This is a genomic window from Halomonas sp. LES1, from assembly GCF_031846005.1.
Taxonomy (GTDB): Bacteria; Pseudomonadota; Gammaproteobacteria; order Pseudomonadales; family Halomonadaceae; genus Halomonas.
In genome coordinates, this window is the sequence record NZ_JAVRGC010000007.1 from 149,988 (window position 1) to 164,572 (window position 14,585).

Below are 14,585 nucleotides of genomic sequence, written 5' to 3' on the forward strand. Positions count from 1 at the left end.
ATGCTTGCGTAAGGTCCAGTGCTTGCGTGAGACAGGGCGCGGATTCTAGCAGAGCTCATGTTGCACTGCACCCCGAGCGCGCTGGCGCCGCTCGACCCGTCGATCGACCAGTCCCTTGAGCAGCAGGCTGCCGAGTACCAGGGCACCACCGGCAAACGCCGCCAGCGACGGGCGCTCCCCGAGCAGCCACCATACCCAGAGCGTGCCGACCACGACCTCGAGCAGCATCAGCAGCCCCACCTCGGCGGCGGGCAGGTAGAGCGGGCCACGCTGAAGCAGGGTGAAGCCCAGCGGCAGCAGTCCCAGGCAGAGCACCAGCAGCCACGCCAGGGTGGTGCCGTGCGGCAAGGCGATGCCCGCCCCCATCAGACCATAGAGCCCGGCAACGGCCGCCACGATCCCTCCCGCCAGGGTCAGCATGGGGCTCATGTCGACATCCTGGCGCGTGCGACAGAGGGTGAAGTTGGCCGCCATCGCCGTGGCGGCAAGCAGTGCAAAGGCGTTGCCGCGCCAGGAACCGACACCCGCGTCGTCCAGGGCGATCAGCGCGATGCCCACCAGGCAGGCCAGGATAGCCAGCCAGGTGCGCCGCGGCAGGCGCTCGTGGAGAAAGACGCGGGAGAGCAGTGCGGCGATCAGGGGGGCTCCGGCGAGGATCATCAGCACATTGCCGGCACGGGTATACTGGTTGCCCAGCACGAAACCGAAGGTGGAGAGGCTGAACAGCAGTGCCACACCGATGCCGGTCCAGCCACAGCGACGATAGGCCGCCGCCGCCCCCCGTCCGTGGCGGGCGAGCACAATGGCGAGAAAGCCGAGGGCGGTAAGCAGCCCCCGCCACACCAGGATCTCGGCGTCCGGCAGGCCGATCAGCTTGATCAGCAGCGCATCGGGGGAAATCAACAGTACCCCGCCACCGGTCATCAACAGCCCCTGCTGGCGGCGGTTCAGATGGGAGAGTGTCAAGGCAACCTCATGGACAAGCCGGGCGCCACAGCATGCCACGACCAGCTGGCCGTGGCACGGGGTGGATCAGGCCGAATCGCCGTTGTCGTCGGGCGCCGGACCGGAGGTGCCCTCCCGAGCCGCCGCTGACGCCCGCATATGCTTGAAGGCCTCCATGATATCCATGGGCAGCGGGAAGACGATGGTGGAGGCATTCTTGTTGCTCATGTCGCTCATGGTCTGCAGGTAGCGCAGCTGGAGCGCCGCCGAGTTCTCGGCCATGACATTGGCGGCCTGCACCAGCTTGCGCGAGGCCTGCAGCTCGCCCTCGGCGTGGATCACCTTGGCGCGACGCTCCCGCTCGGCCTCGGCCTGGCGGGCAATGGCACGGATCATGCTCTCGTCGAGATCGACATGCTTGATCTCCACATTGGCCACCTTGATGCCCCAGCCTTCGGCAGAGGTGTCGATGATCTCCTGAATATCATCGTTGAGCTTGTCGCGCTCGGAGAGCATCTCGTCGAGGTCGTGCTTGCCGAGCACCGAGCGCAGGGTGGTCTGGGCCAGCTGGCTGGTGGCGAGGGTGAAGTTCTCGACCTGGATGATCGCCTTCTCGGGGTCCACCACACGGAAATAGAGCACGGCGTTGACCTTGACGGTGACGTTGTCCTGGGAGATCACATCCTGCTCGGGCACATCCATGGTGACCACCCGTAGATCGACCACCTGCATCTTCTGGATGGCGGGAATGATGATGATCAGCCCCGGCCCCTTGACCGACTGGAAGCGGCCGAGGAAGAACACCACCCCGCGCTTGTACTCGGGCAGGATACGAATCGAGGCCGCCAGCAGCATGATCAGCAGGACGACCGGGACGAGGTAGGAAAGCAGCATGGTGTCGGCTCCTTGGTTGGGCCGGACGATGCGGATCATCGACCGTGCCGGACAAGCCTCAGGACGATGAGGCCAGCGGTTCGACCTCCAGGGTCAGGCCGTCGACCGCGGTGACGCGTACCGACTGCCCGCGGGCGAGCGGCGTGGGACTGCGCGCCCGCCAGCGCTCGCCCATCAGGCGTACGTGGCCCTGGTCGGTGAAGTCCTCGAGGACCAGCGCCTCGCTGCCGACCAGCTCCTCATGGCCGGTGCGCGGTGGGCGTCGCCGCAGGCCGATGAAACGGGTCACGACCCACAGCATCAGGCCCGCCGCAAGCAGCGCGATGCCACCGATCATCGGCAGCGAGATGTTCAGGGTATCCGCGTCCATCAGTATCACCGATCCGATCACGAAGGCGACGATGCCGCCGATGCCGAGAATGCCGAAACTGGGCATCAGCGCCTCGCCCACGATCAGCCCCAGACCCACCAGGATCAGCGCCAGGCCGGCGTAGTTGACCGGCAGCACCTGGAAGGCAAACAGCGCCAGCAGCAGGCAGATGATGCCGATGGTGCCCGGCACCAGACTGCCCGGATTGGAAAGCTCGAAGATCAGCCCGTAGAAGCCGATGATCATCAGGAAGTAGGCGACGTTGGGATTGGTGATCACCGCCAGCAGCTCGGTGCGCCAATCGGGATCGAAGCGTTCGACGGTGAGCTCCGCGGTGGCAAGGGTGCGCTCCCCGTCATCCATCACCACCGTGCGACCGTCGAGCTGGGCGAGCAGGTCGTCCAGATCACTGGCCACCACCTCGATGACATTCTGCTCGAGCGCCTCCCGGGCGGTAAGATTGACCGCCTCGCGCACCGCCTGCTCGGCCCAGTCGGCATTGCGGCCATGGCGTTCGGCCAGTGAGCGGATATAGGCGACGGCATCCTCCAGCACCTTGCGCTCCATCGCCGTCTCGCCGCGGCGCTTGGCCGGCGCCTCCTGTGCGGCCTCGTCTGGCATCGACTCGCCCTCGTCCGGCGTGGCCTCAGTCGAATCGTCGTCGCGCCCCTCGGCGTCGGCGGAGCCGTTCGATTCGGATTCGGGTTCGGGTTCGGTTTCGGGTTCAGGCTCACCCAGGCCCGGTAGCCCGCCTCCCCCGCCTAATTGCACCGGCGTCGCCGAGCCGAGATGAGTGGCCGGCGCCATGGCGGCGACGTGACTGGCATAGAGCAGATAGGTACCGGCGCTGGCCGCCCGGGCCCCCGCCGGGGTGACATAGAAGGCCACCGGCACCTCGGAGGTGAGCATGGCGCGGATCATGTCGCGCATGGCGGCGTCGAGGCCGCCAGGGGTATCCATCTCCACCACGACCAGCTCGGCATCGGCCTCGGCGGCACGCATCAGGCCGCGCTGAAAGTAGTCGCTGGTGGCCGGCCCAATGGCCCCCTCCACCCGCATCACCAGCGTGTTGCGCTCACCCTGCTGTGCCTGCACCGCGGCCTGCCCAAGCAGCAGCAACAGCCCCAGGGCCAGGCAGACGAGACTGAACAGCATTGCCACATGCCTGGGAGACGCGGTACGCAACGGCTTCATGGAACTCTCCTGAGCGGCACCTAGACCCTGGGAGGCGCCACACTGGAATGATTAACATCTTGTAATATTCAGCATAGCAGGCCGCCTCCCTGTATGTCCCATACGGTTGAAGTCGGCACCCTGCCGTCGCCTCCATTCGTCCTGCAACGCCAACCTTGTCAAAGACGCCTCCTGCAACAGCTTCGCCCTGGATTTCAACAGCCAAATCAGTGCGGTGACTGGTGCTCGTCCCCGCACGCTGGCAACATGTTCGCTTATGACCACCAGCTCCGAAGGAGGCGGCCGAGGGTTCGGGAGTCGACTCCTCGGCATTCTGAGCCGCCCCCTGACACTCCCCCTGCTGACGCTGCGCGGCCGCCTGCTGGCCGGTGCAGGGCTACTGTGGGCGGTGCTCTGTATCACGCTGCTAACCTATGGCTGGCAGGCGGGACACCTGCTGGTGGACAAGACCAACCATCAACACCTGCGCTATGAAGCCGAGCTGATACGCAACTCCATCACGTATCAGGTCAACGCACGCCTGCAGGTGCTGGAGCGTCTCGCCCAGCACCTCTCCGAGCCGATCGGTGACGCCCTCGGCACTCGGCAGCTAGACGCCCTGACCCCACTGTTCGAAGGCCTGGTACGTTTCGATCTCGATAGCCGCATCGTGGACGCCTGGCCTACCCGCAGTGGCATAGTGGGGGCCCGCTTTCCCGACCGGGACTATGCGCGCTTCATGCACGCCTTCCAGCAGCCCCATGTCAGTGCCCCCTTCGTGAGCCGACTCACCGGCGACCCCCTGGTAATGATGCTGGTGCCGCTGCATGACGCCGAGGGGCGCTACACCGGCTTTCTGGGCGGCGTGGTCAATATCGACCAGAGCCGGCTCTTCAAGGGGTTCGAGCACCTGCGCCTCGGCGAACGCGGGCATGTCACCATCACTACCGCAGCCGGCCAGCGCCTCTATCACCCCGAGCAGCGCCAGGCTGTCGTCGAGTTGCCCGACACCCTCCCCCCGGCCCTCGACCGGGCCCTCTACGGCTGGCAGGGGGAGGCCGAGGAGCCCACCACCAGCGGGGAGCCTGCGCTGGTGGCTTACCGTCAGGTCTGGCCGGCGGACTGGATCGTCGGCGTGCATCTTCCCAATGCTCAGGCCGAGGCGCCGCTGGTTGCCGGCATGCGACGGATCACGCAGCTGGCCTGGTGGGCTCTGGGACTGGTACTGCCGGTGCTCGGTCTTCTGATCTGGCTGGCCCTGCGCCCGCTGACCCGGCTGGCCAGGCAGGCGCGTGAGCTTCGCGACGGACAGCGCCACCTGCTCGAGATTCCCACCCGGATGCCGGAGCTGCGTCGGGTCATCGATGTCATCAACCAGACCACCCAGGCCCGGAGAGCCAACCTGCATGATCTCACTCGTCGCAAGGCCCTGCTCAATGCCACGCTGGCGGCATCACCTCAGGGCATGTTCGTTACCGACCCCCGGGGTCGGCTGACCTTCCTCAACGAGGCGCTCAACAAGACCCTCGGCACTTCCGTATCGCAGACACTCGAGTCCTGGGCCCATCGCATCCATCCCGAGGAGCGCGTCCCGGTGCGGGAGGCCTGGCGACAGAGTCTTGCAAGGCAGCAGGGCTTCATGCGCCAGTTCCGCTTCGTGGATCACGAGGGCAAGCAGCGCTGGCTGGATATTCACACAAGCGCGATACATGTGGAGGGGGAGTTTATCGGCGTCGTCGGAACCGTTCGCGATATTACCCAGCATCGTCACGATGACGCGCTCCGTCGCTGGGAGGCGGAACACGACCCGCTGACCGGACTGCTCAATCGACGCGGCCTGACACGCCGGCTGGAAGAGGCTCTGGTGGAGTGGCAGAAGACCGGTGATCAGACGGCGGTACTGCTCTTCGATCTCGATCACTTCAAGCCGATCAATGACCAGGGCGGCCACGCCCTGGGAGACCGCATGCTGCAACGGATCGCCGAAACGATTCGGGGCGTGGCACGCAGCAGCGATCATGCGGCACGCCAGGGCGGCGACGAATTCGCCGTACTGCTGACGGGCTGCAGCCTCGACCAGGCTCAGACCCTCGCCGAGGTGTTGCGGGAGCGCGTCGCCTCCCTCGCGATCGAACACCAGGAGCATCGCTGGCAGGTCACCGCCAGTATCGGCATTTCCTGCTTTCAACCGGGCGACAGGGAGATCGATGCCATGCTCGCCCGGGCCGATGCCGCCAGCTATCGCGCCAAGCAGGGCGGTCGCAATCGCGTCGTTATCGACGAGGACAAACCACGCTCCGTTACCGGCTAGCCGGTACCGGGCCTCGGGCGCAGCTCAGGGGTTGGGCCCGAGACCCGGCCGGCTGCCCTCAGGCGGGAGAGAGCCGCCAGCGGAGGAGATCACAGATCGTGAGACTCGCCGGCGAAGCGGCGCTGCACCTCGACCATATAGGCCGACAGCGAGGTCAACGCGTCGCTCCCCCAGGCCAGCGGCTCGGCCTCCATGGGGGCGATCATGCAGACCTGCACCATCTCATCGGCGTGAACCTCGGGCATGCCGAACCGGCTATCGGCCATGGCCACCCGATGGGGGAAGGGCTGCTCGAAGGTAGCCTGATAACCGGTATCCTCGCCGTCGCTGCCATGACAACTGGCACAGGCCAGACCATTGCTGCTCAGCGAGCTGTCGTGGTAGAGCGCCTCACCCTGAGCCAGCAGGCCGGCATCGTTGGCGCCATCCTCGCTGTATGCCGGCGTATAGCCGTCGGGGCGTTTAACGGCCTCACTGCTATCGGCTTTAACCTCTTCGGCTTCACCTTCTGCCTCTGCTTCGCCTTCGGCCTCTCCTTCAGCTTCGCCCTCTGCCTCGCCTTCCGCTTGGGCCTCGCCCTCTGCCTCACCCTGCGCCTCGGCATGGGCGCTGGAGAGGAACAGTGAGAGAGTGCCCGGACCAGAGTCGCCGCTCTCATCCTCCATGGTGACTTGCAGTGAGACGCCCCCCGCCGCCAGCACCAGCACGGGGGCCGTGCAGGCCAGCTGCCGACTCAGGCGACCCAGCAGCCGGTGTCTCTTGTCGTTATCGTGTGACATGGTGCTTCTCCTCGATGGTTGCCCACAGGGTCATTGCCCACAGGGACAAGGGATATTGATACTCTCCCGATGACGTTCGACGCCATGGGGACCGCCACCCTGAGGCGATACGTCTTGGTAGGAGCCAACCCGGCGAACCTTACGGCTAAAGGCTGTAAGGATCTCTGCTTCGCCACGACACTTCTGACAGATCGATATCATTCCAGCGAGGAGGCCCATGACAGGGACCACGAGCGAAGCGAGACCCACCGAGACACGGGGCGCACAGAGAGAACGCCTGGCCGAGGCGCTGGTCAGGCAGGGCTATCGGGAGGCGATACGTGAGCTGCGACCGATGGCTGATACCGGGCTGGCCCATCACCACTTCTGGCTCGTCCGTGACGGGGACGACTGGGTGGCACGACTCCCCAAGCAGAGCCAGCTGGGCCTTGCGGCAGGCGCCAATCTGGACTATCAGGCCACCTGTTTCGAACGCGCCGGCGCCTCGGGTCACACACCATCCCTGCAGGGCGTGCTCACCCCATCGACAACGCTGCCTCGAGGCGGCCTGCTGGTGGATGCCGTACACGGGCGGCCGGCTCGACTGCCCGACGACCTGCCGGCGATCGCCGAGGCACTCGCCGCCCTGCATGGGCTGCCGTTGCCGCCCGACGAAGCACGTGCCCCGCTGCTGGCACCAGCCGACCCCTGGGCCGCCATGCGCGAAGAGGTGACGACCCAGGCCGAGTTCCTCGACCAGGCTGGACTGTCTGCCGAGGTGGTGACGAAGGTGCGAGAGGAGCTGGGCTCCCTGCCGAGTGAACTCGAGCGCGGCGAGGCGTCGAGACCCCGGCTGATCAGCTTCGATGCGCACCCGGGCAACTTCCTGATCGATGCCGAGGGTCGCGCCGTGCTGGTCGACCTGGAAAAGTGCCGCTACGGGCTCCCCGGCTTCGACCTGGCCCACGCGAGCCTCTATACCTCCACCACCTGGGACCCCAACAGCCATGCCGTGCTCGGCATCGGCGAACTGACCGACTTCCACCACCGCTGGATGAACCGTACCGGCATCGGCGAGCTCGACACCCTGCTCGCCTGCCGCCGCGCCATGTGGCTATGGTCGCTGACCTGGTGCGCCAAGTGGCGTGCCAGTCATGATCGCACCCGAGACGCCGGGGCCCGCGGTGAAGACTGGTCTGCCGAGCTCAGCGATGACGCGCTGATCGCCCATGTGCGCGACAGGGTCGACCACTATCTCTCCCCCGCCGTCATCGACCATGTCCGGCGCGAGTTCGACGCGCTGGCCACTGCCCTTTCGAACGCTCTGGAACAGGATGCCTGACCATGCTCCGATACCGCCCCGCCCGCCTGGCCACCGCACTGGCCTGTGTCTCTCTCGGCCTGCTCGGCCTGGCGTCGGCCTCACCGCTGGCGGCCAGCCCCGATCTCGATGACTGGCAGGCCGTGCGCGAGTAGGCTCGCGGCCAGACGGTCTACTGGAACGCCTGGGGCGGCGACACGCGCACCAATGGCTATATCGCCTGGGTCGCCAAGCGGATGGCCGAGGCCCACGGCGTCGAGGTCGTGCACGTCAAGCTGGATGACACCAGCACCGCGGTTTCACGGGTCGTCGCGGAGAAGGCGGCGAACAACCTGGACGATGGCAGCATCGATCTGGTCTGGCTCAACGGCGAGAACTTCGCCGCCATGCGCGAACACGAGCTGCTGTATGGCCCCTTCGCCGAGGCGCTGCCCAACTTCGCCCTGACGCGCCCCGCCGACAACCCCGAGGTGATCACCGACTTCACCCTACACACCGAGGGCTTCGAGTCCCCCTGGGGCAAGGCGCAGATCACCTTCTACTATGACAGCCATGAGCTTCGCGGGGATAGCGACGAGCTCCGCGGGGACAGCCAGGAGGTGGAGAATCCCCCCGGCAGCATCGAGGCGCTGCTCGACTGGGCCCGTGCCAATCCCGGACGCTTCAGCTACCCGCGCATTCCCGACTTCACCGGCAGCACCTTCCTCAAGCAGGCGCTGATCGCCCTGGCCGACGAGCGCCAGGCACTCTATGCGCCGGTAGAAGCCAGCGATTTCGCCACGATTACCGCCCCGCTGTGGGACTACCTGGATGCCCTGCACCCGCACCTGTGGCGTGGCGGGCGACAGTTCCCCAACTCGGGGCCGGAACTGCGCAGCCTGATGGGGGCCGGCGAACTCTCCCTGGCCTTCACCTTCTACCCCTCCGAGCCGGCCGCCGCGGTGGCCGACTTCGAGCTGCCCGCCAGCACCCGCAGCTACGTGTTCGACGACGGCACCCTGGGGAACGTCCACTTCGTGGCGATTCCCTTCAACTCGCCGCACAAGGCGGGTGCCCTGGTGCTTGCCGACTTCCTGCTCTCCCCCGAGGCCCAGGCCCACAAGCAGGACCTCGCCGTCTGGGGCGACCGTACGGTGCTCGACGTGGCCCATCTGGACGACGCCACTCGCCGGCTGTTTGCCATCGAGGCGGACAGTCCCGCCATGCTCGCCCCCGAGGCCCTGGCGAAGACCCTGCCCGAGCCCCATCCCAGCTGGATGACGGCCCTACAGGAAGCGTGGCAAGCACGTTACATCGCCCAGTGAGGCAACGCATGCAGGATGACGGGAGGCAGCGGACGCCATGTGGCTGCGCCTGATGCCGACGGTGGTGTTCACTCTGCTGGTCGGCCCCATACTGGCCGGCGTGGCGATGGTGGTGTTACCGGCCTTCGGCTATCTGCCCGCTCTGGGCGGCGAGACGTTCAGCCTGGCCCCCTGGCGCGAGCTGCTGGACCAGCTGGGGCTGGCACGCTCGGTGAGTATCAGCCTGGCCAGCGGCCTGATCGCCACCGCCGTATCACTGGCCGTGGTGCTGCTGTTCCTGGCCGCGGCCGCCGACACCCGACTCGACCGCTGGCTGCGCCGTGCGGTGTCGCCGCTGCTGGCGCTGCCCCACGCCGCGGCGGCCTTCGGCCTGGCCTTCTTGATCGCCCCCTCGGGGCTGATGGCGCGGCTGCTCTCCCCGGGGGCGACCGGCTGGGAGCGGCCGCCGGACCTGCTGATCGTCCAGGATTCCTGGGGCCTCAGCCTGATGGCCGGCCTGATCATCAAGGAGCTTCCCTTCCTGCTGCTGATGAGCCTGGCGGCTCTCCCCCAGCTCGACGCCCCGCGGCGGGTGGCCCTGGCCCGCTCGCTGGGCTATCGACCCATCATCGCCTGGCTCAAGACGGTGGCCCCGGCGCTCTACCCGCTGATTCGCCTGCCGGTCTACGCGGTGATCGCCTTCGCCAGCTCGGTAGTGGATGTCGCGATGATCCTGGGGCCGACGCTGCCACCGACACTGGCCGTCTCGATTCTCGAGTGGTTCCACGACCCCGACCTGGAAAAACGCTTCCTGGCCTCGGCCGGCGCCGTGCTTCAACTGGGGGTCACGCTCACGGCCCTGCTCATCTGGTGGGGGCTGGAGTGCCTGGCAAGGCGGCTGGGCCGAGGCTGGGTGGTGAACGGCCAACGACGCGGCGGCGAGCGCTGGCTGCGCCTCACCGGTCGCGGCGCTCTGGTCATTACCACGCTCACCGCCGGGCTGGGGCTCGGTGGCCTGGCCCTCTACTCCGTCGCCGGCTTCTGGCGCTTTCCCGATGCCCTGCCGACCACACTGACCCTGGGACACTGGCAGACCGCGCTTCCCTTGCTGGGAGGCCCCGTGACCACCACCCTGACCATCGCGGCAAGCGCCACCCTGCTCGCCATGCTGCTGACCCTGGCGGTACTGGAGAACGAGCAGCGTGGCGGTCGGCGCCCTGGCGTGAACGGGCCGCTCCCTGCACCAGGCCGGCGGATCACCGCCATGAATCTGCTCTATCTGCCGCTGATCGTGCCGCAGATCGCCTTCCTGTTTGGCCTGGTGGTGCTGCTGGAGACCCAGGGCATCCGCGCCCGACTGCCCCTGGTGATCTTTGCGCACCTGCTGTTCGTGCTGCCCTATGTCTTCCTGTCGATGGCCGAGAGCTACCGCCGCTTCGACCCGCGCTGGACGCGGCTCGCCCTGACCCTGAGCCACTCCCGCAACGGGGCCTTCTGGCGGGTACGCCTGCCCATGCTGCTGGCACCGCTGCTGACCGCCGCCGCGGTGGGCATGGCGATCAGCATCGGTCAGTATCTGCCCACCCTGCTGCTGGGGGCCGGGCGCATTGCCACCGTCACCACCGAGGCGGTATCCCTGGCCAGCGGCGGCAACCGCCGCGTGATCGGCGTCTGGGCGCTGGTTCAGGCCAGCCTGCCGCTGCTGGGTTTCATCATCGCCATGGGCCTGCCCCGGCTGCTGTGGTCAAACCGTCGTGGCATGCGAGGAGCGCCATGAAGACATCACACCCCCTGGTTCTGGAAGAGATTCGGCTCGCCCTGGGGGGGCGGACACTGGTAGAGCTCGATGCCGTCATCGGCCCCGGGGAGGTGTTGACCGTGATGGGCCCCTCGGGCGCCGGCAAGTCGACCCTGCTGGCCATGATCGCCGGCTTCCTCGATCCCGCCTTCGAGGCCCGGGGGCGGGTATGGCTGCGCGGGCGCGATATCACGTCCCTGCCCGCCGAGGCCCGCGGCATCGGCCTGCTGTTCCAGGACCCGCTGCTCTTTCCTCACCTCTCGGTAGCCGGCAACCTGCGTTTCGGCATGCCTCGACGAGTCAAGGAGAGGGCCGCTCGCATCGAGCAGGCACTGGCTGAGGTGGGCCTCGCCGGCTTCGGCCCCCGCGACCCGGCGACCCTCTCCGGTGGTCAACAGACACGCATCGCGCTGCTACGCCTGCTGCTCTCCGAGCCGGCCGCGGTGCTGCTCGATGAACCCTTCTCCCGGCTCGACCGCCCGCTGCGTCACGAGGTGCGCCGCCTGGTCTTCGACCGGCTGCGGCATGCCGGCCTGCCCAGCCTGCTGGTGACCCACGACCACGAGGATGCCGAGGACGCCGGCGGGCCGGTGATCACTCTCGGCTGATCGGCTTGCCCTCCGGCTGTGGCACCGGTCGGCGGAAGGGTTGGGTAAGCATCTGACCCAGGCGCAGTTCGCGGGGGTCCCGGAAGACCTTGAGACCGATTGTCATGCCCAGGTGCCCCTCCTCGGGCTGCGCACGATAGGTGCCGAACAGGCGATCCCACCAGGAGAGGTTGAAGCCGAAGTTGCTGTCGGTCTCATGCTGACGCCAGGAGTGGTGAACCCGGTGCATGTCGGGCGTCACCACCAGGCAGCGTAGCCAGCGGTCGAGCCGTGACGAGAGACGCGCATTGGCGTGGTTGAACAGCGAGCTGGCGTTGAGGATCACCTCGAAGAACAGCACCGCCACCGCCGGCGCCCCCAGCGCCAGCACCACCACGACCTTGAGCAGCATCGAGAGCAGGATCTCCAGTGGATGAAAGCGTAGCCCCGTGGTGACATCGATCTCCAGATCGGCGTGGTGCATTCGGTGCAGCCGCCACAGCCAGGGTACGGCGTGGAAGAGGCGGTGCTGGAAATAGATGACGACATCCAGGGCCAGCACACAGAGCGGCACCGACAGCCACCAGGGCACCCCCAGCCAGGGCATCATCCCCCAGCCATGGGGCGCGATGGCCAGCGCCACACCCACCGCCGCCAGCGGAAATACCAGGCGCAGCGCCAGGGTGTCGACCACCACGATCATCAGGTTGGCGGGCCAGCGACGCCGCCTGGGCACCCGCTGCGGGCGACGCGAGGCCACAAGCTCCCAGCCGGCCATCGCCAGCAGCACACCGGCGAAGGCCACCAACTGCAACCAGGGCTCATGTTGCAGCAGCCCCTCAGGCATAAGGCGACTCCTTGTTGCAGCTATCCCTGGACGGCTCGCGCTCACCGCGCCGCCAGGCAAAGTAGCGCGCCAGCCACCCCAGCAGGCGCTCCGGTTTATGGGCATTCTTCCACACCCCGGCGGCGGCCTTCACCGCCTCACTGCGGGTGGGGTAGGGGTGGATGGTGGAGAGCAGGCGATTGAGGCCGATCCCGCGGGTCATCGCCAGGGTGAAGGTCGCCAGCATCTCACCAGCCTCGGCACCGACAATGCTAGCCCCCAGGATGCGGTCACTCCCCGGGCGAGTCAGCACCTTGACGAAGCCCCGGGCCTCATCTTCGGCCAGGGCGCGATCCAGCTCAGCCAGCGAATAGCGGGTTACCTCGACATCGACACCCTTCTCTCGAGCCTCGCGTTCATTGAGCCCGACGCGCGCGATCTCCGGCGTGGTAAAGGTGACAGCCGGCAGCGCCTGGTAACTGACCCGGAAGCGCTTGACCTCCCCGAACAGGGCATTGACGGTGGCGTGCCAAGCCTGATGGGCACCGGCATGCGTCAGCTGGTAGGGCCCCACCACATCGCCACAGGCCCAGACATTGGGCAGCACGCTGCGCAGCGTCTCGTCCACTTCCAGGGTACCGTTCTGCCGGGTCTCGACGCCCAGCGCCTCGAGCCCCATGCCGGTCACATTGGCTTCGCGGCCCACGGCCACCAGCAGATGGGTCAGAGGCAGGCGCGTATGGCTGTCATCGGCGTCGGCCACCTCCAGTACATGCCCCTCGACGTCGGCGACGACCCGCAGCGCCCGATGGCCCAGCAGCAGCTGCACCCCCTCCTCTTCCATGGCGACCTCGAGCTCCCTGGCCACCTCGGCATCCTCGCGGGGAAGGAGCTGTTCGGCAGACTCCACCAGGGTCACCCGGCTGCCCAGCATGGCGAGACTCTGCCCCAGCTCACAGCCGATCGGGCCACCCCCAAGCACCACCAGGCGCTCGGGCAGCGTATCGAGCTGCCACAGGTTGTCGGACGTGAGCACCTTCACCGCCTCGATGCCGGGCAGCTCAGGCACCCGCGGTCGCGCACCACTGGCGATGATCACCTGCCGCGTGGTCAGGGTACGCTCCCCTTCGGGCGTCGCCACCCTGACCTCCCAGGGGCTCGTCAGTCGCGCATCGCCCTCGAGGACGTCCACGCCCAGGCCACGATAGCGCTCGGGGCTGTCGTGGGGCTCGATGCTCTCGATGGCGCCGTGTACATGGGCCATCACCGCCGCGAAATCTACCCTGGGTTCCGCTACCCGGACGCCATAGCGACCCGCCCGTCTAATCTCCCGGACCGAGCGTGCCGCGCGAATCAGTGCCTTGGAGGGCACGCAGCCGGTATTGAGGCAGTCGCCTCCCATGCGCTCCCGCTCCACCAGGGTCACTCGAGCGCGCACGGCAGCGCCGATGTAACTGGCCACCAGTCCCGCCGCACCCGCGCCGATCACCACGATATCGCGGTCGAACCTCCCGGGGCGCCGGTAGCGACGGGCCAGGGCCCGGCGCCGAACCACCGCCACCACGCCCCTGGCGAGCCAGGGAAAGAGGCCAATCAACACGAAGGAGAGCAGCAGCGAGGGTGACAGGATATCGCCCAGTGACTCCAGGTCGGCCAGCTCACTGCCGGCATTCACGAACACCACGGTGCCCGGCAGCATGCCCAGTTGACTGACCCAGTAGAAGGTGGACAGCCGCATGCGCGTCAGGCCCACCACCAGATTGATCACGAAGAACGGGAACAGCGGAATCAGGCGCAGGGTAAAGAGATAGAGGGCACCCTCGCGTCGAATACCGGCATTGATGCGCTCCAGCTGGCGGGCATAGCGCCGCTCCAGTGGCCCGCGCAACAGGGTGCGCGCGATCAGGGCCGCCAGGGTCGCCCCGATGGTGCTGGCAAAGGAGACCAGCAGCAGCCCCCCGCCCAGACCGAACAGGGTGCCGCTGAGCACCGTCATCAGGGCCGCCCCCGGCAGGGAGAGCGCCGCCATCGCGACATAGAGAAGGAAGAAGCCACCGATCACCGTCACCGGCTCTCGCGACAGCCAGGCATGAAAGCGCGCCTGCTCGGCCTGCAGCACCTCCAGGGTCAGGTAATCATTGGCACCGGACAGAAAGAAGGCCACCACCAGGGCGGCAATCAGCAGGAGTAACAGCAGTCGATGTGAGCTCATCGGGCCTCCTCGGGCCTGAAAGGACAAGAAGATAAAGAAAAGGCGAGAAATGAAAGCGTGAATCTGAGTCGTCGGTGGTACGGTATCCTTACGCTTCAATCCCATGA

Annotated in this window: 11 protein-coding genes and 1 pseudogene; 6 read left to right on the forward strand and 6 right to left on the reverse strand. The window is 67.1% G+C overall.

All coding sequences use genetic code 11. From position 1 onward, the window contains the following. Positions 1 to 45 precede the first annotated feature (45 nt). From RM463_RS14605 to RM463_RS14615, 3 genes are all read right to left on the reverse strand, one after another. Complete coding sequence (locus RM463_RS14605; protein WP_311430433.1) at positions 46 to 924, reverse strand: DMT family transporter; 879 nt, start codon at positions 922 to 924, stop codon at positions 46 to 48. A gap of 108 nt (positions 925 to 1,032) precedes the next feature. Beyond that, entirely contained in the window at positions 1,033 to 1,839 is an 807-nt protein-coding gene (locus RM463_RS14610) for a slipin family protein (RefSeq protein ID WP_311430411.1), read from the reverse strand. A gap of 58 nt (positions 1,840 to 1,897) precedes the next feature. Continuing rightward, positions 1,898 to 3,403: a nodulation protein NfeD gene (locus RM463_RS14615; protein ID WP_311430412.1), complete on the reverse strand. Its 1,506-nt coding sequence runs from the start codon at positions 3,401 to 3,403 to the stop codon at positions 1,898 to 1,900. Between the two features lie 256 nt (positions 3,404 to 3,659). Between RM463_RS14615 and RM463_RS14620 the strand changes: the two genes are divergently transcribed. Next, positions 3,660 to 5,693 (forward strand): diguanylate cyclase, encoded by a 2,034-nt coding sequence (locus RM463_RS14620; protein ID WP_311430413.1) that lies wholly within the window; start codon positions 3,660 to 3,662, stop codon positions 5,691 to 5,693. An 89-nt stretch (positions 5,694 to 5,782) separates the two neighbouring features. Here the strand turns inward: RM463_RS14620 and RM463_RS14625 are convergent, their stop codons facing one another. Beyond that, positions 5,783 to 6,472 (reverse strand): hypothetical protein, encoded by a 690-nt coding sequence (locus tag RM463_RS14625; protein ID WP_311430414.1) that lies wholly within the window; start codon positions 6,470 to 6,472, stop codon positions 5,783 to 5,785. 217 nt (positions 6,473 to 6,689) lie between these two features. On the opposite strand from RM463_RS14625, the gene RM463_RS14630 reads away from it, so the two are divergent. The 5 genes and pseudogenes from RM463_RS14630 (at position 6,690) to RM463_RS14650 (ending at position 11,461) form a co-directional block, all read left to right on the forward strand. Next, a complete protein-coding gene (locus RM463_RS14630; RefSeq protein WP_311430415.1) occupies positions 6,690 to 7,793 on the forward strand; it encodes a phosphotransferase in 1,104 nt (367 codons plus the stop codon). Positions 7,794 to 7,795: 2 nt separating this feature from the next. Beyond that, positions 7,796 to 7,927 (forward strand): hypothetical protein, encoded by a 132-nt coding sequence (locus RM463_RS14635; RefSeq protein WP_311430416.1) that lies wholly within the window; start codon positions 7,796 to 7,798, stop codon positions 7,925 to 7,927. Between the two features lie 12 nt (positions 7,928 to 7,939). After that, positions 7,940 to 9,076, forward strand: a pseudogene (locus tag RM463_RS14640) (ABC transporter substrate-binding protein); the annotation flags it as partial. A gap of 37 nt (positions 9,077 to 9,113) precedes the next feature. After that, positions 9,114 to 10,832, forward strand: coding sequence for an ABC transporter permease subunit (locus tag RM463_RS14645; protein WP_311430417.1), 1,719 nt, complete (start codon positions 9,114 to 9,116; stop codon positions 10,830 to 10,832). Further along, on the forward strand, positions 10,829 to 11,461 hold the full coding sequence (locus RM463_RS14650; RefSeq protein WP_311430418.1) for an ATP-binding cassette domain-containing protein: 633 nt from the start codon (positions 10,829 to 10,831) through the stop codon (positions 11,459 to 11,461). The genes RM463_RS14645 and RM463_RS14650 overlap by 4 nt, the downstream gene beginning before the upstream one ends. Here RM463_RS14650 and RM463_RS14655 read toward each other — a convergent pair. Together RM463_RS14655 and RM463_RS14660 are read right to left on the reverse strand one after the other, a co-directional pair. Then, positions 11,448 to 12,287, reverse strand: coding sequence for a sterol desaturase family protein (locus tag RM463_RS14655; RefSeq protein WP_311430419.1), 840 nt, complete (start codon positions 12,285 to 12,287; stop codon positions 11,448 to 11,450). The genes RM463_RS14650 and RM463_RS14655 overlap by 14 nt on opposite strands. After that, positions 12,280 to 14,478, reverse strand: a complete 2,199-nt coding sequence (locus tag RM463_RS14660; RefSeq protein ID WP_311430420.1) for an FAD-dependent oxidoreductase — start codon at positions 14,476 to 14,478, stop codon at positions 12,280 to 12,282. Before RM463_RS14660 ends, RM463_RS14655 begins: the two co-directional genes overlap by 8 nt. Positions 14,479 to 14,585 lie beyond the last annotated feature (107 nt).

Coding starts and splice junctions, on each gene's coding strand:
- RM463_RS14605 (WP_311430433.1), bottom strand. CDS start 924: ATGACCGGTGGCGGGGTACTGTTGATTTCCCCCGATGCGCTGCTGATC.
- RM463_RS14610 (WP_311430411.1), bottom strand. CDS start 1,839: ATGCTGCTTTCCTACCTCGTCCCGGTCGTCCTGCTGATCATGCTGCTG.
- RM463_RS14615 (WP_311430412.1), bottom strand. CDS start 3,403: ATGAAGCCGTTGCGTACCGCGTCTCCCAGGCATGTGGCAATGCTGTTC.
- RM463_RS14620 (WP_311430413.1), top strand. CDS start 3,660: ATGACCACCAGCTCCGAAGGAGGCGGCCGAGGGTTCGGGAGTCGACTC.
- RM463_RS14625 (WP_311430414.1), bottom strand. CDS start 6,472: ATGTCACACGATAACGACAAGAGACACCGGCTGCTGGGTCGCCTGAGT.
- RM463_RS14630 (WP_311430415.1), top strand. CDS start 6,690: ATGACAGGGACCACGAGCGAAGCGAGACCCACCGAGACACGGGGCGCA.
- RM463_RS14635 (WP_311430416.1), top strand. CDS start 7,796: ATGCTCCGATACCGCCCCGCCCGCCTGGCCACCGCACTGGCCTGTGTC.
- RM463_RS14645 (WP_311430417.1), top strand. CDS start 9,114: ATGTGGCTGCGCCTGATGCCGACGGTGGTGTTCACTCTGCTGGTCGGC.
- RM463_RS14650 (WP_311430418.1), top strand. CDS start 10,829: ATGAAGACATCACACCCCCTGGTTCTGGAAGAGATTCGGCTCGCCCTG.
- RM463_RS14655 (WP_311430419.1), bottom strand. CDS start 12,287: ATGCCTGAGGGGCTGCTGCAACATGAGCCCTGGTTGCAGTTGGTGGCC.
- RM463_RS14660 (WP_311430420.1), bottom strand. CDS start 14,478: ATGAGCTCACATCGACTGCTGTTACTCCTGCTGATTGCCGCCCTGGTG.